3 protein-coding genes are annotated in these 23,644 nt (G+C 63.9%); all 3 read right to left on the reverse strand.

The features are described from left to right. Window positions 1-44: 44 nt before the first annotated feature. Genes ACMYUN_RS05140 through ACMYUN_RS05150 form a run of 3 tightly spaced genes read right to left on the reverse strand, consistent with a single transcriptional unit; the run spans window position 45 to window position 23,594 of the window. A complete protein-coding gene (locus tag ACMYUN_RS05140; RefSeq protein WP_415763142.1) occupies window positions 45-12,359 on the reverse strand; it encodes a non-ribosomal peptide synthase/polyketide synthase in 12,315 nt (4,104 codons plus the stop codon). A gap of 13 nt (window positions 12,360-12,372) precedes the next feature. Next, entirely contained in the window at window positions 12,373-20,196 is a 7,824-nt protein-coding gene (locus ACMYUN_RS05145) for an amino acid adenylation domain-containing protein (protein ID WP_415763143.1), read from the reverse strand. Beyond that, complete coding sequence (locus ACMYUN_RS05150) at window positions 20,193-23,594, reverse strand: amino acid adenylation domain-containing protein (protein ID WP_415763144.1); 3,402 nt, start codon at window positions 23,592-23,594, stop codon at window positions 20,193-20,195. The genes ACMYUN_RS05145 and ACMYUN_RS05150 overlap by 4 nt, the downstream gene beginning before the upstream one ends. Between the last annotated feature and the right edge of the window lie 50 nt (window positions 23,595-23,644).

Raw genomic sequence — 23,644 nt, forward strand, 5'->3', positions numbered from 1 at the left:
AGGACGGGCGCGCCTGAGTAGCGCCCGCGCAAAAGACCGGGCGATCAACCCACCCGTGCCATGCAATGCTCGATCAACGCTTCAAGCTCACGCTGGTAATCGCTCATCAGCGCATCCATGGTGCCGGCGCGGTAACGCTGACTGCTGTAAATGCAGCGCAACGCCAGTTGCCCGTCATAGACCTGGCCGACGATTTCCAGCCAGTTGCCCAGGTTCGCCTTGAGGCTGTAGTTGTCGCCGGTCTCTTCCAGTGCCGGCACCAGCAACGCCTGTTCATCGAAGCTCTGGTCGAACTGCCCGAGGTAGTTGAAGGTAACCCGTGCCTGCGGCAATCCGGCCAGTTGCGCCGAGATTTCCGGCCCGGCCAGATGACGCAACACGCCGTAGCCGATGCCCTTCTGCGGTACGCCCGCCAGTTGCGCCTGCACATCGATGATCGACTGGCCGATGTCGTCGCCGTCCGGGCGCAAACGCACCGGGAACATGCTGGTGAACCAGCCGAGGCTGCGGCTCAGGTCGATCGATTCGAAGAGGTCTTCGCGACCGTGCCCTTCAAGCAGGATCAGCGCCGACGGTTGCTGGCTCCAGCGGCACAGGGCACGGCTGAGCGCTGACAACAGCAAGTCGTTGATCTGCGTGCCGTACACCGCCGGGGCCTGTTTGAGCAGTTGTTCGGTGTGCTCGCGGGACAGTTTGAGCCGTGCCTGCGCCTGTTGCCGCACAAGGTTCTTGCCGCGCGGGTTGTCGCACGGCAGATCAACGCCCGGTTGATCCAGTTGCTCCAGCCAATAGTTCAATTCCTGATCGGCAATCACCGGCGCCTGCGCCTGCAATGCCTCGGCAAACGAACGGTAACTGCTGGTGCGAATCGGCAGTTGCGGCGCCAGCCCCTGCACGCACGCCTCATAAGCGACTTTCAGGTCGTCGAGCAGAATTCGCCACGACACGGTGTCGACCACCAGGTGATGAATCACCACCAGCAACCGCACCTGACCATCCGGCAAGGCCACATGCATGACCCGCCAGACCGGTCCGTCATCGAGTCTGAGGCTGCGCTGCGCGAGGTTGGCCAAGGCTTCGACCTCTTCGCTGCTTTGCGCTTCACGGCGCCACAGCACAGCCTCGTCGGAGGCGCTGGTGCTGTAGCGCTGCAACCAGCGTCCGCCGTCGTTGGAAAAACGCAGACGCAACGAATCGTGATGCTGTTCGATCAAGCCCAGCGCCTGTTCCAGTGCATCGAGATCCAGCGGCTGACGTGCGCTGAGCAGCAACGACTGGTTGTAGTGATGCGCCTCGGCCATGCCTTCGGCGAAGAACCACTCCTGGATCGGCAGCAGATTGAACGCGCCCTCTGCGGCAACCTGAGTCAGGTCCGGCAGCGCTTGCCCAGTGCCCTCCTTCGCGACTTGCTGCTCGAGAATGCCGGCGATGGTTTGATAGCGCATCAGATCGCGCAGCTTCAGCTCCATCTGCAGGGTCGGATGGTTTCTCACCCGCGAGATCACTTGCAGGCTGAGGATCGAATCGCCGCCCAGTTCGAAGAAGTTATCGCTGATACCGACCTGCCCGACCTGCAACACCTGCGCCCAGATTTCCGCCAGCAGGCGTTCCTGCTCGGTGCGCGGGGCAACATATTCGTCGCTTTTGAACTCCGGCTCCGGCAGTGCCTTGCGATCGAGTTTGCCGTTGGGCGTAACCGGGAACGCGCTGAGGCAGACGATCTGCGCCGGCACCATGTATTCCGGCAGCGAAGCACGCAGCCCGGCCTTGAGTTCATCGCCGATATCATCACCCGTGGCGGTGACCACATAACCGATCAGTTGCTTGCCGGAGGCATTGTCGCGGGCAATCACCAGCGCATCGCTGACTGCCGGCAACTGACGCAGGCTGGCCTCGACTTCGCCCAGCTCGATGCGGAAGCCGCGCACCTTGACCTGATGGTCGATGCGCCCGACGTAATCGACCACGCCGTCCGGGCGGCGGCGCACCAGATCGCCGCTGCGGTACAGGCGCTCGCCGGCCGCAAACGGGTTGGGCACGAAGCGTTCGCCAGTCAGGTCGGGGCGCCCGTAATAACCGCGAGCGACGCCGTAACCGCCGATGTACAACTCACCGGCAAAACCCGGCGGCAGCGGATTCAGATCGTCGTCGAGCACGTACAGCGAGCGCGCACCGACCGCGCGGCCGATCGGCGCATACGCCGCTTCGCAGTGCTCGCTGATGGCGACTTTCCAGAGCATCGGCGTGACCACGGTTTCGGTCGGGCCATAACCGTTGGTGAAGTACTGCGGACGCAACGCGGCTTTGACCTGTTCGAAGGTCTGCTCCGGCACCGCATCGCCACCGAAGCAATAGATGCGCACCGGCGGCGGTGCAATGCCACTGGCGGCCGCGTACTCGGCCAGTTGTTTGAGATAGGCCGGCGGGAAGCAAGCGATGGTCACGCCGTAATCGTGCAAGGCCTGATAGGTCTGCTCCGGGGTCCACAGGCATCCGTCGCGAATCACCAGACGACCGCCGCTGTACAAGGTACTCAGCCAGCGTTCGTGAGCGCCGTCGAAAGCGAACGACATGAAGTGCAGCTCGCAACTGCTGGCGTCCATTTCGTACAGTTCGGCGATGGCCTGGCAATGCATGCTCAGCGGGCCTTGAGTAACGGCCACGCCTTTCGGCCGTCCGGTGGAACCGGAGGTGTAAACCAGATAGGCCAGGCTCTGCTCGTAAACATCGCAGACCGGGGCGGCATCGCTGTAAAGACTGCGATCGAGTTGATCGATTTCCAGACGCCGCACGCCTTGTGGTGCAGGCAACGTCGCGCGCAGGCTGGTTTGCGTCAGCAGCAGGGCCATGCGCGAATCTTCGATCATGTACGCCAAGCGCTCGGGCGGATAATCGATGTCCAGCGGCACGTACGCCGCACCGCTCTTGAGCACGGCGAGGAAACTCACCAGCATTTCCAGCGAGCGCGGCAACGCCACGCCGATCACCACTTCCGGCCCAGCGCCATGGGCGATCAGGCACTGCGCAAGTCGATTGGCCTGCCGCTCCAGCTCTGCGTAGGTCAGGCTTTCGCCGGCGCATTGCACCGCGATCGCGTCGGGCTGCTGTTGCGCATGACGACCGATCAACTCCGGCAACAGGCGAGGCTCATGGCGGTGCGCCGGCTCGGCGCTCCAGGCCTGCGCCGCTTGCCATTGTTCGGCGGACAGACGCTGCAAGTTGCCCAGTCGCTCATAAGGCGCGGCCATCATCGCCGCGAGGGTGTTTTCCAGGGTCAGGCGAATGCCTTCTACCGCCTCGGCGCTGAAGTGACTGCGCAGGTACAGGTACTCGATCGACAACTCGTCGCCGAGCATCACCGCAAGGTCCATCGGCACGTTGGTCACGCCGTGGCCGATGGATTTGCCGAAGGTCAGCTCGGTGTCGGTTTCTTCCTGCAAGCGCTCGTCGATCGGGAAGTTCTCGAATACCACGATGCTGTCGAACAGCGCCTGACCACCAAGGTTCGACCAGCGCTGCACATCGGCCAGCGGTGCCTGGGAGTAATCGCGAATGTCCAGGTTGTAGGCCTGCACTTGCCCCAGCCAGTCGGCCAGACGCTGATCGGCCTGTGGGGTCTGAATGATCGGCAAAGTGTTGATGAACAGGCCGAGCATGTTGCCGACATTCGGCAGGCTTTCCGGACGCCCCGACACGGTGGCGCCGAACGTCACCGTCTGCTGGCCGGTATAACGCTGCAACAGCAGCAGCCACGCGCCCTGAATCAGCGTGTTGGGGGTGATGCGCAGGTCGCGGCAGAACTCCAGCAGACGCGCGGTTTGCGCTTTGTCCCAGTTCGAATAGAGCGCATCGTGACCCGTAACGTCGGCACTGTGACGCGGGTGCATCGCCTGACTCAGCGCGGTCGGTTCGTTGACCACCGCCAGACGCGCCTTCCAGAACAGCTCTTGCGCATCCTGATCCTGCGCCTGCAACCAGGCGATGAAGTCGCGATAACGGCCATTTTCGCCAGTCACCTCGCCCGTGGAGTAGTACTGCAAAACCTCGCCGAACAGCCGCGAACTGCTCCAGCCGTCCATCAGAATGTGGTGGCTGGTCCAGATCATCTGGTACTGCTCGGCGCCCAGATGCAGCAGGGTCACCCGCTGCAAACGCACTTCGGCCAAGTCGAAGCCCAATGCGCGGTCGGCGCTGGCGAACTCGGCAATCGCCGCCTCGCTGCAGTCCTGCCCACGCCAATCGAGCACCTGCATCTGCAACGGCGCATGGCGATGCACCACCTGCAGCGGTTTGGCCAGACCGTCCTGCCAATGGAAACTGGTGCGCAGGATCGCCTGACGCACAATGATGAATTCCCAGGCCTGGCGGAAACGCTCCACATCGAGGCCCTTGATCGGCAGGCTGACCTGTTGCACATAAAGGCTGCTGCCGTTATCCGACAGGGTGTGGAAGAGCATGCCCTCCTGCATCGGCGACAGCGGATAGACGTCTTCGATCAGCTCCGCCGGCACCGGCAACGCATCGAGCTGCGCCTGATCCAGTTGCGCCAACGGGTAGTCGCCGGCGCTGGCGGATTGTGCGTCTTCCAGCGAAACCACTGCGGCCAGTTTCTGCACCGTCTGCTGCTGGAACAGGTCTTTGGGCGTGAAGCAAATGCCCTGCTGCCGCGCGCGGCTGACCAATTGAATCGAGATGATCGAATCACCGCCGAGGGCGAAGAAATTGTCGGTCACGCCGACCTGCTCGATCTTCAGAATGTCCTGCCAGACCTCGGCCAACTGCTGCTCCAGCGGCGTCGACGGCGCGACGTAATCGCGTTGTGCCTGGCTGGCATCCGGTGCCGGCAAAGCCTTGCGATCAAGTTTGCCGTTGGGTGTCAGCGGCAATTGTTCGAGGAACAGCCACTGCGCCGGCACCATGTAATCCGGCAGATGCGCCTTGAGCGCGGCTTGCAACTCAGCACTCAGCGAGTCCAGTTGCGCCAGGCTTTGATCGGCCTCGGCCGGCACCACATAAGCCAGCAGTTGCTGGCCGCCAACGCCATCCACCGCCAGCACCACGCCTTCGCGCACGCTGGCCTGGGCCAGCAGACGCGCTTCGATTTCGCCGAGCTCGATACGGAAGCCGCGCACCTTGACCTGATGGTCGATGCGGCCGACGTATTCAATACGGCCGTCGTCCATGAAACGCGTCAGGTCGCCGGTGCGGTACATGCGCTCGCCATTGTTCGCCAACGGATTCGGCACGAAACGTTCGGCGGTCAGGCCCGGGCGCAACAGATAGCCACGGGTGATGCCCTCGCCGGCCAGATACAGCTCCGCTGCAATGCCGACTGGGGCTGCCAGCAATTGCTCGTCGAGCAGGTACGCGGTGGTGTTGCGCAATGGCCGGCCAATATTGGCCTGGCCGCCGAGTTCGCGGCGGGTCCAGGTCGAATACGTGGTGTCTTCGGAAGGCCCGTACAGATCGTAAACGTGGGCGACCGAAGTCTCGCGGTACAAGGTGTCGACCAGCGCCTGCTTGAGCGGCTCGCCGGCCAGATTGATGATGCGCACGCCCGGCGGGATCTGGCCGATGCGTTGCAATGCGGCAATCGCCGACGGCACGGTGTTGATCAGGCGCACCTGATCACGCTCGGGCAAGTCCGGCAGCTCCAGAGCATTGCGCGCCATGACCATGGACCCGCCGCGCGCCAGGGTGACGAAAATCTCCCACACCGACAGGTCGAAGCACACCGACGTCGAGGCCAGCACGCCTTGCAGATCGTCCTCGCTGTAGACCTCGGCGGACCAATGAATCAGCGCCTGCACGTTGCGATGGGCGATGGCCACACCTTTTGGTTTGCCGGTGGAACCGGACGTGTAAATCACGTAGGCGAGACTGCTCGAGTCAGCGCGCGCCGGCAGGTTGTCCGGTGCCTGCGCGGCGAATGCCTCGCCGCCGGCCTCGACCAGCACCACTTGCGCTTCGCTGGACGGCAGTTGCCCCAGCAACGCTTGCTGGGTCAGCAGGACTTTCGCCTGGCTGTCATCGAGCATGTAGGCCACGCGGTCGGCCGGGTATTCCGGGTCCAGCGGCACGTAGGTGCCACCGGCCTTGAGCACCGCCATCAGGGCGATCACCAGTTCCGCCGAACGCGGCAGCGCCACGCCGACGCGTACTTCGGCGGTGACACCCAGCGTCACCAGATGCCGGGCCAATTGGTTTGCGCGGCGGTTCAGTTCGCCGTAGCTCAGGGCCACGCCGGCATGACTCAACGCCAGTGCCTGCGGATGCGCCGCCTCCCGCGCTTCAAAGCTCTGTGAAATCAGCCGCTCAGCCGGATAAGCCGCGTAATTGTCGTTCCACTGCGCCAGCGTCTGACGCTCGGCCAGCGGCAGTAGAGCGATCTCGCCGAGTGCCCGCTGCGGCGCCTGGATAAATTGCTCCAGCACCTCGCGCAAATGCGCCGCCAGAGCAAGCACGTTGCGCTCGGCAAAGTGTTCGGTGAGGTAGTTGAAATCAAGGTTGAGCACTTCGCTGGCGCCAGCGATCAGGGTCAGGCCATAGTTGGTCTGCTCGCGATGCTCCAGACCGGAAAAACCCAGCCCGCCAGGATTGGCCTCCAACGCATCGGACACCGGATAGTTCTCGAACACCAGCAAGGTGTCGAACAACGCTTCGCCACTCAATGCGGCCAGACGCTGAATGTCTTGCAACGGCGTCTGTTCGTAGTCGCGCAACAGCAGGTTCTTGTCCTGCACGCTGCGCACCCAATCGCCGACGCTGAGGCTGGCCTGCGGGCTGGCGATCACCGGCAAGGTGTTGATGAACAGCCCCAGTTGCTCCTCGATGCCCGGCAAATCCACCGGACGCCCGGATACCGTGGCGCCAAACGCAACGGTGGCCTGCCCGGTGTAGCGCTGCAACACCAGCAGCCACGCTGCCTGCACCAGACTGTTGAGGGTCACCTGTTGCTGACGGGAGAAGCTGTTCAGACGCTGGGTCAACGCTTCATCGAAATGCAGACGATGCATCTGTTTGCCCGGCCCCGGCACGGTGCGTCCGTGGCAGGCCGAGGCCAGTCGAGTCGGCTCGTCGAGTTCGGCCAGTTGCCCGCGCCAGAAGTCCTGCGCGGCAGCCTTGTCCTGGCCCTGCAGCCAGACCAGAAAATCGCGATAGCGGCCCTGTGCGCTCGGCACCGGCTGGCCGGCGTAATCCTGCAGCACTTCGCCGAACATCCGCGAGTTGCTCCAGCCATCCATGAGGATGTGGTGGCAGGTAAAAATCAGTCGATGGCGATCGTCGGCAGTGCGCAGCAGGCACAGGCGCAACAACGGTGGATTCTGCAGATCGAAGCCGCGTTCGCGGTCGGCCTGCGCCCGCGCTTCAAGCAGCGCCGGCAGATCGGCGGCATCGCGCACATCGATTTCCCGCATTTCCAGGGTCAGTTGGCGGTTGATCACCTGCAACGGTGCATCGAGGCCATCGCGGCCCCAGATGAAACCGGCGCGCAGCACTTCATGGCGATCGACCACCCGTTGCCAGGCTTGCTGGAACCGCGCAACGTCGAGGCCGTCGATGTCCAGCAGCATCTGATAGACGTAGGCGCTGGCGTCGGCGTCGTACAGGCTGTGGAACAGAATGCCCTGCTGCATCGGCGCCAGCGGATAAATGTCCTCGATGCGCTGGGCGGCAATCGGCAGGCTGTCCAGATGCGCCTGGGACAAACCGGCCAGCGGCACGTCAGACGGCGTGAGGCCGCCCGCATGGCTGAGGCAGTGGTCGATCAATTCGTTCAGTGCCACTTCGTAGGCGCGGGCAAGAGCGGCAATGGTCGCCTCCTCGAAGACGTCGCTGCTGTAGGTCCAGGTCAGGCTCAACTGGCCCCGATAAACCCGGCCATCGATGGTCAGCCAGTTGGCCATCGGCGCGCTTTCGTCCTGACCGGCGCCCTTGTCCTCGGTGGCCGGCCGCCACAAGGCGTCTTCATCGAAGTTGTTATCGAACTGGCCGAGGTAGTTGAACGTCACCTGCGGTTGCGCCAGTTCATGCAACGCCGCTTGTGCGTCGGCGGTGCCGAGATAACGCAGCAAGCCATAGCCGATGCCCTTGTTGGGAATCGCGCGCAGTTGCTCCTTGATGCCTTTGATCGAGCTTTCCAGGCTGGCGTTTGGTGTCAGGCGTACCGGGAACATGCTGGTGAACCAGCCCACGGTGCGGCTCAAGTCGATGTCATCGAAGAGGTCTTCGCGGCCATGGCCTTCGAGCTGCACCAGCGCGCTGTCGCTAGCGGTCCACTCGCAGAGCACCCGCGCCAGTGCGGCCAGCAGCAGGTCGTTGACTTGAGTGCGATATGCCGCCGGGGCCTGTTGCAGCAATTGGCGGGTACGTTCGGCGTCCAGCCGCGTGTCGACGCTGCGTTCGAAGCGGTTGTTCAATTGGCCCTGCGGATTATCCAGCGGCAAACCGAGCGGCGCGTCGCGCAACTGCTCGCGCCAGTACACCAGTTCGCTTGCCAGCGCCGTGCTGCGCGCATGTTCTTGCAGGCGCGAACCCCAGTCCTTGAACGCGCTGGTCTTGGCCGGCAGATGCACGCGCTGTCCGCTGCTGATCTGCTGATAGGCGCTTTGCAGGTCTTCGAGCAGGATTCGCCACGACACGCCATCGACCACCAGGTGATGAATCACCAGCAGCAGACGCTGACTGGTGTCCGGCAAATCGATCAGCGCCGCGCGGATCAGCGGGCCGTTGTGCAGGTCGAGGCTGCGTTGCAGGTCAAGGCACAGCGCTGGCAATGCCGCGCTGTCGTCCAGCGTAAAGCTGCGCAACAAGTCTTGTGGCTGATCCGCCGCGCCGTGGCTTTGCTGCCAGCCCTGCTCGGTTTGGCGATAACGCAGACGCAAGGCGTCATGCTGTTTTTGCACCTGCGCCAGGGCCTGTTGCAGCGCAGTGGCTTGCAGGGTTTTCGCCGGGGTCAGCAGGATCGACTGGTTCCAGTGATGCCGCGCCGGGATGTCGCTGTGGAAGAAATACTGCTGGATCGGCGTCAGCGGCGCGTCGCCAAGCACTTCGCCCTGCTCCGTCTGCACCGCGTCGCTCTGCTGCGCCACGGTGGCCAAGCGCTGCACGGTCTGATGCTGAAAAATGTCCTTGGGCGTAAAGCGAATGCCGGCCTGCCGCGCGCGGCTGACCACTTGAATCGAAATGATCGAATCGCCGCCCAGCTCGAAAAAGTTGTCGTGAAGCCCGACCCGTTCGACTTTGAGCACGTCCTGCCAGATCTCCGCCAGACGCTGCTCCAGTTCACTGCGCGGCGCCGCGTAGGCCTCCTGCACTTGCGCCACATCCGGTTGCGGCAGTTGCTTGCGATCGAGCTTGCCGTTAGCGGTCAGCGGCAGTCGGTCGAGGAACGCCCAACTGACCGGGGCCATATAATCCGGCAGGGTTTCGCGCAGGTGCGCCTTGATCGAATCACGCAGCGCGCCCTGCTCGTCGCCGTTCAATGTCTCAACCGGCACGACCCAGGTCGCCAGTTGCTGGCCGCTGAGGCCGTCCACCGCCAGCACCACCGCTTCGCGCACCTGTGGATGCTTGAGCAGTTGCGCTTCGATTTCACCGAGCTCGATACGGAAGCCACGAATCTTCACTTGGTGGTCGATACGGCCGATGTACTCGATCACCCCATCGCCGCGCAGGCGTGCGAGGTCGCCGGTACGGTACAGACGTTGGCCGGCCTTGCGGTTGAACGGGTCGGGCACGAAGCGGGTGGCGCTCATGCCGGCCTGATTCAGATACCCACGAGCCAAACCGGCGCCAGCAATGTACAACTCGCCGATGCAGCCTTGCGGCACCAGGTTCAGCGAGCTGTCGAGCAAGTACCACGACAGGTCGACAATCGGCGCGCCAATCGGGCTGCTGTGGTTGCTCTGCAGATCCGCCAGCGACAACGGCCGGTAGGTCACGTGCACGGTGGTTTCGGTGATGCCGTACATGTTGATCAGCGTCGGCGCGCGGTCGCCAAAACGCTCGAACCACGGACGCAGATTTTGTACTTCCAGCGCCTCGCCGCCGAACACCACGTAACGCAGGGCATTGCTGCGGCTCGACTCGCAGGCGACCTGCATCAGTGGTTTGAATGCCGAAGGTGTCTGGTTCAACACCGTGACGTTTTCATCGCACAGCAGCGTGTAGAAATCTTCCGGCGAACGGCTGACATCGTGCGGCACCACCACCAGTTTGCCGCCGTACAACAGCGCGCCGAAAATCTCCCACACCGAAAAGTCGAACGCGTAGGAATGGAACAGCGTCCAGCTGTCCTGCGGGCCAAAATCGAACCAGTGCTCGGTGGCGCTGAACAGGCGCATCACGTTGCCGTGCGGCAGCAGCGCGCCCTTAGGTTTGCCGGTGGAACCGGAGGTGTAGATGACGTAGGCCAGATTGTCCGGCGTGGTCAGGCATGGCGGGTTGCTTGCGATGCCGTGTTCCGGCGTTTGATCCAGATCGAGGCAGATCAGCCCCGGCGGCAGCGGCAATTGCCCGAGCAAATGCCCCTGGGTCAACAGCAAGTGAATGCCGCTGTCGTCGATCATGTAGCTCAAGCGGTCATCCGGGTAGCTCGGGTCCAGCGGCACATAGGCGCCGCCGGCCTTCAGCACCGCGAGAATGGCGACGATCATGTCCAGCGAACGCTCGACCGCAACGCCGACGCGCACGTCCGGGCCGACGCCCTGCTCGATCAGCGTATGCGCCCACAGGTTGGCGCGGTGATTGAGCTCGGCGTAAGTCAGGCGTTGCCCGGCACAGCTCACCGCCAACGCATCGGCATGCCGCTCGGCCTGGGCCTCGATGGCTTGCTGGAGGCACTGGGTCAGCGGTTGTTCAATCAGCGGCGGATTCCATAGGGCTAACAGCTGTTGCTGCTGGCCTGCATCGAGCATTGGCAACTGGCCGATGCGCTGGGCCGGCTCGGCGACGATCGCCTGCAGCAGCGCAGTCCAGTGCTGCGCCAGGCGCTCGATGGTCGCTGCGTCGAACAGGTCAGTGGCGTACTTGAGCACCGCTTCGATGCCGTGGGCCTGTTCGGTGGTGTTAAGGGTCAGGTCGAATTGCGCGGTCTGGCTCTGCCATTCCAGCGGTTCGATGTTCAGGCCGTTCAGGCGTGCGGCGACGCTGGCACGGCGCTCGGCCTGGTGGTTGAACATCACCTGGAACAGCGGACTGTGGCTGAGGCTGCGGCCCGGTTCCAGCGCTTCGACCAGTTGCTCAAACGGCAAATCCTGATGCGCCTGCGCCTCCTGCGCGGTCTGTTTGACCTGACGCAGCAGTTCGATAAACGGCAGCTCTGCGTCGATGTCCGCCTTGAGCACCTGGGTGTTGACGAAGAAGCCAATCAACCGCTCGATTTCCACCCGGCCACGGTTGGCCACCGGCACGCCGACACGGATGTCGCTTTGCCCGCTGTAGCGATGCAGCAAGGCCTGAAACGAAGCCAGCAGCAACACGAACAGGGTGACGTTTTCCTGCCGGGCAAAGGCCTTGAGGGAATTGCTTAGCGCCGTGTCGAGAATCAGGTTATGGCTGGCGCCGGCAAAGCTTTGATCGACCGCGCGCGGGCGATCCAGCGGCAGTTCCAGCACCGGTTGTTCGCCGCCGAGCTTTTCCTGCCAGTAGGCCAGTTGTCGCTCCTGCTCACCGGCCTCCATCCACTGGCGCTGCCACAAGGCGTAATCGGCGTATTGAATCGGCAGGGCCGGCAGACCGGCGTCGTGACCGAGGTTGAAACCGGCGTAGAGCTGCACCAGTTCCTCGATCATCACTTGCAGCGACCAGCCATCGGAAACGATGTGGTGCAGGGTCAGCACCAGCACATGCTCAGCGGGGTTGACCTGCAGCAGCGCGGCACGCAGCAACGGGCCGTGCTGCAGATCGAAAGTCTTCTGGCTCTGGGTCTGGACGAAAGCTTCGATCGAGTGCTCCGGGTCATTCGCCAGATCAGCGCTCAGGTGATGAATATCGAGAGTAAAAGGTCCTGCGGGCAGGACCACTTGCAAGGGTTGCGCGCTGTCTTGAGAGAACACCGTGCGCAGGGTTTCGTGGCGCTCGATCAGCGCCGCGATGCTGCGCTCCAGTGCCGGCACATCCAGCGGCCCCTGCAAGCGCAGGGCCGTCGGAATGTTGTAGGCCGCGCTGTGCGGTGCCCACTGCCAGAGGAACCACTGGCGCTGCTGAGCGTAGGACAGCAACAACGGCTCTTCAGCCGTGCGCTTGAAAACCGGGGCAATGTCAAAGAGGTTGACGCCTTTCTGCTTGAGCAGAACCGCCAGAGCCTTTCTTTGCTTAGCCGAAAGTTGTCCTACCGACTCGATTAACTCTTGCACGCGTTTTTCCCTCTCAAGAAATCAGTTTTTCCAGATCATCGAGGGATAGACGTTTGAGGGCCTCCAGCGATTTAGCCAATTCATCCTGAACGGGCGACATTTCGACGCGCAGCGCTTCGATCCGCGCGCAGAAATCCTTGAGGGTGTCGGTCTCGAACAACGCCTTCAGTGGCACCTTGTCGCCGAGGCGCTCCTGCACCCGGGTCACCACCAGCGTCGCCAGCAACGAATGGCCGCCGAGCTGGAAAAAGTTGTCGGCCAGCCCTACCCGCTCGACTTCCAGCACTTCCTGCCAGATCGTCGCCACCTCCCATTGCAGATCGCTTTGCGGCGCCTGGTATTGCTCCTGCGTCGGGCTCTCGCCCAACGCCATCAGCGCCTTGCGATCGAGCTTGCCGTTGGGCGTCAGCGGGATCGCGTCGATCAGGTGCAGATGCCCCGGCAGCATGTGCGCCGGCAAGCGACTGGCCAGCGCATTGCGTACCCGCTCGGTCAGTGTCGACCGCTCGCTGTCCGGCGCAGCGACGAGGTAGGCATGCAGGTGTTTGCCGGCGGCGCCGTCCTGCGCCAGTACCACCGCCTCGCGAATATCGTCGAGTTCCAACACGCGCGCTTCGATCTCGCTGAGCTCGATGCGGAAACCGCGAATCTTCACCTGATGGTCGGCGCGACCGATGTACTCGATGTTGCCATCGTCGCCCTGGCGCACCAGATCGCCGGTGCGGTACAGGCGCTCGCCATTGGCTGCGTAAGGATTCGGCACAAAGCGTTCGGCGGTCAGCGCGGCGCGGCGCAGATAGCCGCGCGTCACCCCGGCGCCAGCGAGGTACAGCTCGGCCGCCACGCCCTCGGGCAGCACCTGCAACTGACTGTCGAGCAGGTAGGCCACGGTGTTGTCCAGCGGCCGGCCAATGTTCGCCCGGCCCTGCGGGTTGCGCAGGGTGAAAGTCGAATAAGTGGTGTCCTCCGACGGGCCGTAGAGGTCGTAGACCTGCCGCACCTGAGTGCTGGTGTAGAGGCTGTCGACCAGACTCTGCTTGAGCGGTTCGCCGGCCAGATTGATGGTGCCGACCGACGACGGAATCTGCCCGGCCCGTTGCAACGCGGCAATCGCCGACGGCACGGTATTGATCAGCGTGACCTGCTCGCGCGCCGGCAAATCGGCCAGCGCCAGGGCGTTGTCGGCCAATATCAGACAGCCACCGCAGGCCAGCGTGACGAAGATTTCCCACACCGACAGATCGAAGCAGATCGACGTCGAAGCGAGCACGCCGCGCAATTGTTCTTCACGATAGACCCCAGCCGACCATTGAATCAGCGCCGACAGATTGCCGTGGCTGATGGCTACGCCTTTCGGCTTTCCCGTGGAGCCGGAGGTGTAGATCACGTACGCCAGATTGTCTGCCGCGATATTCACCACAGGCGCAGTGGCCGGGCATGCGCTGGCGACGTTCTCGTCCACCAGCAGCACCTGTGCGCTCAAAGTTTCAGGCAGCATCGCCAACGCCGCTGGCTCAGTGAGCAGCACCGCCGCGCGACTGTCGTCGAGCATGTGCAGCAAGCGCTCCTGCGGGTAATCCGGGTCCAGCGGCACGTAGGCGCCACCGGCCTTGAGGATCGCCAGCAAGCCGACCAGCATCTGCGGCGTGCGGCGCATGCACACGCCGACGCGCACTTCCGGCCCGACGCCCATGCCTTGCAGCTTGTGCGCCAGACGATTGGCCCGGGTATCGAGGCTTTGGTAATCGATGGACTGCTCAGCGAACAGCACCGCGTTCGCCTGCGGCTGACGTTGCACCTGCGCGGCGATGTGCGCCAGCACCGTGCGTTGATCCGGCGTGGCAACCGGCGCCTTGCCCCACTCAATTACTTGTTGCCGTTGTGGCTCGGCGAGCAGTTGCAGCGCGCCTAGCGGCTGCGTGGCGTCGGCGAGGAACTGCTCGAGCAGGCCTTGCAACTGCGCACTCAACGCGCGGATCGCTTGAGCGTCGAAGCTGGCCTGATCGTAACTTACGCCCAGACTCAGCTCGCGGCCGGTGATCGCCACCAGCGTCAGCGGATAGTTGGTCTGCTCCTGCCGGCGGATTGCCGAGAACTTCAGGCCCGTCTCAGGGCCCTGCGCCAACGCCTCGGCCATCGGGTAGTTTTCGAACACCAGAATGCTGTCGAACAACGCCCCGGCGCCCGTACCGGCCCAGCGCTGAATGTCATACAGCGGCGTGTGTTCGTGCTCGCGCACGGCCAGATTGAGGTTTTGCACCTGTTGCAGCCATTGGCTGACGCCGATCTCCGGCGATGGCGCTGCCACCACTGGCAAGGTGTTGATGAACAGACCGATCTGTTGTTCGACGCCCGGCAAATCGGTTGGCCGTCCGGCGACCGTCGCGCCAAACGCCACGTGATCCTGGCCGGTGTAGCGCTGCAACAGCAGCAGCCACGCCGCTTGTACCAGCGTGTTGAGGGTGACTTTCTGCTCGCGGGCGAAGCGGTTGAGATCGGCGGTCAGCGGCTCGCTGAACACATGCTCGTGATCGGCATAGCCGCTGGCCGCGTGCCGGACCGGCATGGCGCTGGCCAGTCGCGTCGGCTGTTCGAGGTCCGCCAGCGCCGCGCACCAGAACTGCCGACTGGCTTGCTGATCACGCTGGCCGAGCCATTCGATGTAATCGCGATAACGCCCCTGCCCTGCGCTCGGCACGATGCCGGCGTAACGCTGCAGCACTTCGCCGAACAACTGCGAAGTGCTCCAGCCGTCCATCAGGATGTGATGGCAGGTGTAGATCAGGTGATGGGTGTGTTCAGCGCTGCGCACCAGCGTCACGCGCAACAGCGGCGCGTCGAGCAGATCGAAGCCACGTTGCAACTCTTCAGCGGCGAGATGATCAAGCGCGGCATCCAGGTCAGCGCGACCGCGCCAGTCCTGCACTTGCCACGGCATCTGCACGCGGCTGCGCACCACTTGCACCGGCGCGGCGGCATCCTGCGGCCAGACGAACGCCGTGCGCAGAATATCGTGAGCATCGAGGGTCTGCTGCCAGGCCTGGCGGAAGCGCTCGGCGTCGAGTTGCTCGACGTCGACACGCAGCTGATTGGTGTAGGCCGGGCTGTCCGGCTCGTTGCGGCTGTGGAACAGAATGCCTTGCTGCATCGGCGACAGCGGGTACAGATCGACGATGTCACGCGGCGCCATCGGCAGCGCCGACAACTGCGCCTGGGTCAGGTTGGCGAGGTTGAAGTCCGAAGGTGTCACGCCACCGGCGCCGCTCTCGCAGCAATGTTCGATCAGGCGTTCCAGCTCGCGGCGATAAGCCTCGGCCAGTGCCTCGATGGTCTCGGCGCAGTACATGCCGGTGCCGAAGGTCCAGGTCAGTTCCAGCTCACCGCCGAGGACCTGACCGTCAACACTCAGCCAATTGCCCAGCGGCGCTTGCCCATCCTGATTGGCGCAGGTGCTGTCGCTGCTCGGCAGGAACAACGCGCCCTGCTCAGCGCTGAACGCGCCGTCGAACTGGCCGAGATAATTGAAGGTCACCCGTGGTTGCGCCAGCGTCTGCAACTCGGCAGCACGCGTGAGGTAACGCAGCACGCCGTAACCGACGCCTTTGCCCGGTACGGCACGCAGTTGCTCCTTGATCGCACACAGCGATGCAGCGGGACTCGTCTGTGGGGTCAGGCGCACCGGAAACAGGCTGCTGAACCAGCCGACCGTGCGGCTCAGGTCGACGTCGTCGAACAGGTCTTCTCGACCATGGCCTTCGAGCTGGATCAACACTGAAGGCTGCTCGCTCCAGTCGCACAACACCCGCGCCAAAGCCGTGAGCAACAGGTCGTTGATCTGCGTGCGGTAAGCCGCCGGGGCGACTTTCAGCAGTTTGTCGGTCAGTGTCTGGCTCAGGCGCGTACTGGCGCGGGCGGCCTGGGCGCGGGTCTGGCTGTCCACGGCGAAATCCCGTGGCAATGCCGAGTTATCCGCCGCCAGAGTCTGCTGCCAGTAAGCGCTTTCGGTCGCCAGCGTTTCGCTCTGAGCATAACGGTGCAATTGCCCGGCCCAGTCGTGCAGCGAATTGCTCTGGCTTGGCAAAATGGGCGCCGTCCCCGCCGCCAATGCCTGGTAAGCCAGCTGCAAGTCTTCGAGCAGAATGCGCCACGACACGCCGTCGACCACCAGGTGATGAATCACCAGCAACAAGCGCTGCTCGGCGTTCGGCAGAGTGACCAGCACCGCGCGCAGCAAATGCCCGCGTTGCAGGTCCAGGCTGCGCTGCGCCGCGTCGGCCAGCGCTGGCAAAGCGTCGAGGCTGTCCAGCTCGCGTGCCCAGAGCAGTTCGGGATCGCGCTGAATCTGCGGCAACGCCTGCCAGCTATCGCCCACTTTTACAAAGCTCAGGGCCAGCGCCTCGTGCTGATCGACCAACGTCGCCAGCGCCTTGCGCAAATGCACGGCGTCCAGCGCCAGGGTCGGTTGCAGCATCACCGACTGATTCCAGTGCTGGCGCTGGGTAATCGGCGTGTCGAAGAAACGCACCTGAATCGGCAGCAACGGCAGCGGACCGCGTGCCACTGGTGCCGCGATGGCAGCCGGTTTGGCTTCGATCAGTTTGGCCACAGCGGCCAGTTGGCCGATGGTTTGTTTTTCGAATAGCTGCTTGGGGCTCAGCTTGATCCCCTGGCGCTTGGCCCGGGCGATGATCTGCAAGCTGAGGATCGAGTCGCCGCCCAGTTCAAAGAAGTTATCGCTGCTGCCGACCCTTTCGAGCTTGAGCACCTCGGCCCAGATCGCGGCGAGTTTTTCCTCGATATCACCGACCGGCGCGACGAACTGCTGGCTGACCACGCCGGGCACTGGCAACGCACGCTTGTCGAGCTTGCCGTTGGCAGTCAGCGGCAAGTGCTCGAGCAACAGCAACTGCGCCGGCACCAGGTAATCCGGCAGCCGCGCCTGCAATTGCTCGCGCAGATCCTGCGCCTGCACCTTCGCGCCTGCCGCCGGCACACACCACGCCAGCAGTTGCAGGCGCGCCGGATCGTCATCCAGTGGCAGCGCGAGCACCGCGGCTTCGCTGACGCCATCGAGGCTGAGCAACAGCCGCGCGACTTCCGCAGGCTCCACACGGTAGCCGCGCACTTTGACCTGATCGTCGGCACGACCGATGAATTCCACTGCCTGCTCGCGATTGCGCCGGACCCGGTCGCCGCTGCGGTAGACCCGCGCGCCCGGTGCGCCGAACGGGTCGGGCAGGAAGCGTTCGGCGGTCAGTGCCGGCTGATTCAGGTAGCCAAGGGCAACGCTGTCGCCGCCGATGTACAGCTCACCGGCAACCTGATCGGCCACCGGGTTGAGCACATCGTCGAGCACATAGACATGGGCACCGGCCAACGCCGTGCCGACCGGAACGCTGCGTGCTTGTGCGGCAAGCACTTCGACCTCATGAGTCAGCACACCCACGGTGGTTTCGCTCGGCCCGTAGTGGTTGATCAAGCGACAGTCCGGTTTCAGTTGCCGCACGCGTTCGACCAGCGCCGGCGAACAGGCTTCGCCGCCGACGATCAGCGCGTGTTCCGGCAGCACGTCGGCAGGCTTGGCCGCCTGCAACAGTGCGGCGAGATGGCCGGGGACGATTTTCAGCACGCCGACGCGGTGGCGGGCCATGTATTCGGCAAAGCGGTCCGGGTCGAAACCGAGTTCTTCCGGCAGCACATGCAGCAGTCGGCCCGAGCACAGCGCGCCGAACAGCACGGTGAAGCCCAAGTCGGCGGCGATGGTCGAGACCAGCGCCATGCTCGCCTCGGGCGCCGGCGCCAGACGTTCGAGTAAGCCGCGCACGTAACTGCCCAGCGCGCCGTGGCTGACCAGCACGCCCTTGGGTTGCCCGGTGGAACCGGAGGTGTGAATCACGTAGGCCGGCGACTGCGCATACAGCGCCAGCGCAGGCGCGGATGCCGGCAGCGAATGCCATTGCCCCGGTGTAAACGTCAGGCCCTGACAGCCCTCACCCGCCAATTCGCTGAGCCGTGCATCGCCTTCAGCACCGATCAGCGCACGGGCCTGCGCAGCGCCGAGCATCTGCTTCAGGCGCGCGCTCGGCGCCTTGACGTCGAGCGGCATGTACACCGCGCCAGCCTTGAAAATCGCCAGCAGGCAAGTCAGCCAGTCCAGCGAACGCTCGAGCAGCACCGCCACCGGGTCGCCGACATTGACGCCCTGCGCACGCAAATAATGGGCGAGACGATTGGCCTCCTCATCCAGCGCCTGGAACGTCATTGTCTTCTGCAAATCACGAGCCGCCAGCGCCTGCGGCTGCCGAGCCACTTCACGCGCCCAGTGTTGCAACACCGTCAACGCTGGTTCGCGGTGAATGGCAAGCGCAGCAGGCCGTGGTGTGGCAACCGTGTGCAATGGCGCCTGCGGCGAGTTGAGCAACTGTGTAAACAGATCCAGCAACATCGGTACAAAACCGGCGACCGTTTCCGCCCGATAGAGATCGCTGGCGTAGGTCAGCTGGCCATGGATCAGTGCGCCGTCGTCGGTGATGTCCAGCGCCAGATCGAAGTGCGTGCCGTCCTTGGCCAACGGATATTCGCTGACGGTCAGGCCGGGCAAGGCCATCGAGCGCTGTTTCTGCATGCCGACGTTCTGGTTGAACTTGGCCTGGAACAGCGGGTTGTGGCCCAGGGTGCGTTCGGCGACCAATTCGTCGACCAGTTGCTCGAACGGCAATTCCTGATGCGCCTGCGCGCCGAACGCCGCTTCACGCACCTGCGCGAGCAAATCGGCGAAACTGCCGCGCTCATCGACCTGGCAACGCAGCACCTGGGTGTTGACGAAGAAACCGATCAGCCCCTCGACTTCGGCGCGGCCACGGTTGGCATTCGGCACGCCGACACGAATGTCGCGCTCGCCGGCCAGACGCGAAAGGAACAGCGAGAACCCGGCCAGCACCAGCATGAACAGGCTGATGCCCTGGCTGCGCGCGAAGACGTTGAGCTGTTGTGACAGATCGGTGCCGAAATCAAAGCTCAGGGTATGCCCGGCGAAGCTCTGGGTCAGGGGGCGGGCAAAGTCCGGTGCCACTTCCAGCAGCGGATGCTCGTCGCCCAGTTGCTGACGCCAGTAGTCGAGCTGGCGCTCGCCCTCGCCGGCCTCCAGCCAGCGCCGCTGCCAGATCGCGTAGTCAGCGTATTGCAACGGCAGCGCCGGCAATTGCGGTTCGCGCTGCAGACTGAACGCCTGATAGCACTGCACGAACTCCTTGACCATGACGTCCATCGACCAGCCATCGGAGACGATGTGATGCATGCTCACCACCAGCACGAACTCATCGTCGGCCAGAGCAAACAGACTGGCGCGCAACAACGGGCCGTGGCGCAGATCGAACGGTTGCGCGGTGACGTCTTGCACGTGTTGCGCGAGCAGTTCTTCGCGCTCTTGCGCGGCGGTACCGGTCAGATCGAAGCGTTCCAGCGCAATACTTTGCTGCTCGAGAATCAGCTGATGCGCTTGATCGCCGTCGGTGTGAAACACCGTGCGCAACACTTCATGGCGCGCCAGCAGATGATCGAACGAGCGGCTCAGGGCCGACTCATCCAGCCGGCCTTTGAGACGCAAGCCTGCGGCCATGTTGTACGCGGCGCTGTGCGGCTCCAGTTGCCAGAGAAACAGCAGGCGCTGCTGGGCGAATGAAAGGGGAATCTGCGCGCAGTCGTGGCGGCTGACCGGCAGCGGCAACAGGCTGAAATCCTTGCCCTCCTCGCGCAGCTTGGCGAGAAACAGCCGACGCTGTTCCAGCGGCAGGCCGACGAATCTTTGCGCAATACGTTCCGCCATCGTGCCGCTCATACTTCTTCTCCTTGCAAAGCATTCATGAACTGATCCAGGTCGGACCAGTCGTCGTCGCCGCTCGCCTCGGCCAGTTGCCCGAGCACTTCAGCGAGATCCGCCAGCAGCGGTTTTTCGAACAGGCTGCGCAGCGGCAGCACCACGCCCATCTGCTCCTTGACCCGGGCAATCACCTGCGCGGCCAGCAACGAATGGCCGCCCAGTTCAAAAAAGTGATCGTCCAGGCCCACACGCGGCACGTGCAGCACCTCGGCCCAGACCTGCGCCAGACACTGTTCGGCCGGCGATTGCGGGGCGCGGTAATCGCCCTGCAACTGCGCCGGATCCGGCGCTGGCAAGGCCTTGCGGTCGAGCTTGCCACTCGGTGTCAGCGGCAGGTTCGCCAGCAACAGCAGATGCCCCGGCACCATGTAATCCGGCAGGCTGGCTTGCAGCGCGGCGCGGGTCTGCTGACGGAACGCCGTTTGCGTCGCCGCCCTGGCAAGCATCGCAGGCTCCGTCACCACGTAGGCGACCAGTTGCGCACCGCCGGCGAACGGCACCGCCAGCACCACCGCTTCGCGAACGCCGGGACATTGCTGCAGGCGCGATTCGATCTCGCCCAGTTCGATGCGGAAGCCGCGAATCTTCACCTGATGATCGACCCGACCGACATATTCCAGCGCGCCATCGCTGCGCAGCCGTGCACGGTCGCCGGTGCGGTACAGGCGCTGGCCGTCGGCAAACGGGTCGGCGATGAAACGCTCGGCACTGAGGCTCGGCTGACGCTGATAACCGCGCGCCAGCCCCGGCCCACCGATGTACAACTCGCCCACCGCACCTTGCGGCAGCAGGTTCAGATCATCGTCGAGCACGTACAGACGCCGCGCTGCCAGTCCGAGGCCGATCGGCATGCCGCGCCACGACACGTCCTGCGCGGTCAGCGCGGTGCAGTCATGAATCGTCGAGACCACCGTGGCCTCGGTCGGGCCGTAGGTGTTGAGCAAACGCACATGCCCCAGGCCGGCCTGCTGCCACAAGCGCAAACCGTCCACCGCCATGGCTTCGCCGCCGACGTGAATCTGCCGCAGCGCGCCGAAACTGGCCGGCGGTTTCGCCGCGTATTCCTGCACCAGCCAATACCAGTAGGCCGCCGGCAGGTCGGCCAGAGTGATGCCCTGATCGATGATGACCTGATGCAGCGTCGCGCTGTCCCACAACGGCGCGTCGCGCATGACCACGCTCGCGCCATGGCACAGCGGCGGGAAAAACTGCTCGACGAAACCGTCGAAGCTGCTGGTGGCGAATTGCAGAACCCGGTCACCTTCGCGCAGATCGCTGTAGTCGATGGCGCGGGCGATGAACTCGCTCAGCGCGCCATGACTGACCGCCACGCCTTTCGGCCGCCCGGTGGAGCCAGAGGTGTAGATCACGTACGCGAGGTTGTCAGCCTCGATAGTGACCGGCAGGTTGTCACTCTGCTCGCTGGCGGGCAATTGCTCCAGACACAGGCACTCGATGCCGTCGAGTGGCGGCAGGCTGGCGAGGCTTTGCTGGTCGCTGAGCAATAGTTTCAAACCACTGTCAGCGAGCACATGGCGCAAGCGTTCGGCCGGGGTCTGCGGATCCAGCGGCACATAGGCACCGCCGGCCTTGAGCACGGCCAGCAGCGCCACCGCCAGTTCCAGCGAACGCTCCAGCGCGACGCCGACCAGCACGTCCGGGCCGACACCCTGTGCGCGCAACTGATGGGCCAGACGATTGCTGCGGCTGTTGAGCTCGTCGTAGCTGAATGTCGGCGCAGGCGCTGTGGCCAACAGCACCACCGGGGCTTGCGCAGTCCGTGCGACTTGCGCTTCGAACAGGCTCTGCACGCTAGTGAAACGAGGCGCTGGCGCGGTGGCCTGGATCAACCCGTGGCGTTCGCTGTCGGCGAGCATCGCCACTTCGCCGATCAACTGCTGCGGATCGCGGCACACCGACTGGAGAATGTTGCGCCAATGCCCGGCCAGCGCGGCGATGGTTGAAGCATCAAAAATATCCGTGGCGTAAGTGAAGGCGGCGAACAGTTGCTCGCCCTCCTCGCGGGTGTCGAGCATCAGGTCACTGGTGGCCGCGTGTTGCCGAGCGCTGCCGGCCAGTTGCTCTTCGCTCAAATAACCCACGCGCAAGCCTGAAGCGAGTTGCACCTGATGCAAATCGGTAACCAGCGGCTGGTGGTTGAACATCACTTGAAACAGCGGATTGTGGCTTTGGCTGCGCGCCGGTTGCAGGGCTTCGATCAAGGCGTCGAACGGCAGATCCTGATGGGCCTGAGCGCCCAGTGCAGCCTGGCGCAGGTTCTGCAGCAACTCAGTGAAGGGCGTTTGTGCGGTGACCGCGCTGCGCAGGATCTGCGTGTTGACGAAGAAGCCGATCAACCCTTCGGTTTCACTGCGGGTGCGGTTGGCGATCAGCCCGCCGACACGAATATCGGTCTGGCCGCTGTAGCGATGCAACAGGGTCTTGAACGCTGCCAGCAACACCACGAACAAGGTCACGCCCTGACGCTGCGCAAGGTTTTTCAGCTCTTCGCGCAGGGCTGCGTCGATCACCGTCTCCAGGCGTGCGCCCTGATGGCTGGCTTGCGCCGGATAAGCGCGGTCGGTGGGCAATTCCAGCACGGGATGTTCGTCGCCCAGTTGCGTGCGCCAGTAGTCCAGTTGCCGCTCGCGCTCACCGGCCTCCAGCCAGCTGCGCTGCCACAGCGCGTAGTCGCGGTAATGCACGGTCAGCGGCGCCAGGGTCGGTTCACGCCCGGCGACCAACGCGTCGTAGGTGCGCATGAATTCGTCGATCAGAATGTTCATCGACCAGCCGTCGGCGATGATGTGATGCAGGGTCAGCAGCAGCACGTGTTCCTTGGCGGCCAGACGCAACAGCCGCAGACTCAGCAGTGGGCCGTTCTGCAAATCGAAAGCCTGGGTCGCCTCGACCATCATGTGCTGCTGCGCCAGCGGCCAGCGCTGGGCTTGGGGCAACTCGCTCAGGTCAGTCACGGGCAACTTCAGTGGCTTTGGTTCGGCCACACGCTGGAAGGCCCGCTCGCCGTCCTGGCCGAAGGTGGTGCGCAAACATTCGTGCCGCGCCGCCAGACGGCTGAAGGCCTGTTCCAGTGCCTCGACGTGCAACTCACCATCCAGACGCACCGCCATCGGCAGGTTGTAGGCAGTGCTGGTCGGTTCCAGTTGCCAGAGAAACCACATGCGCTGCTGCGCGTAAGACAGGCCGTCGCGCTCGGCGATGCCGTCGCAGGCGGTCATCGGAAGCTGCGCAAAATCGATGCCCTCGCGGGCCATACCGGCGAGGAACAGACGGCGTTTGTCCTGGGGCAATTCGATAAAACGGCGGGCTAGTTTCTGTGCGTCTGCGGCATTCATGCGTGGAGTCCTTGCTGATCGGCGGCGTGACCTGGAGACCCGGTCGTATC

Origin of the sequence: Pseudomonas sp. CP4 (assembly GCF_047758505.1) — a bacterium.
GTDB classification, from domain to species: Bacteria; Pseudomonadota; Gammaproteobacteria; order Pseudomonadales; family Pseudomonadaceae; genus Aquipseudomonas; species Aquipseudomonas fluorescens_AO.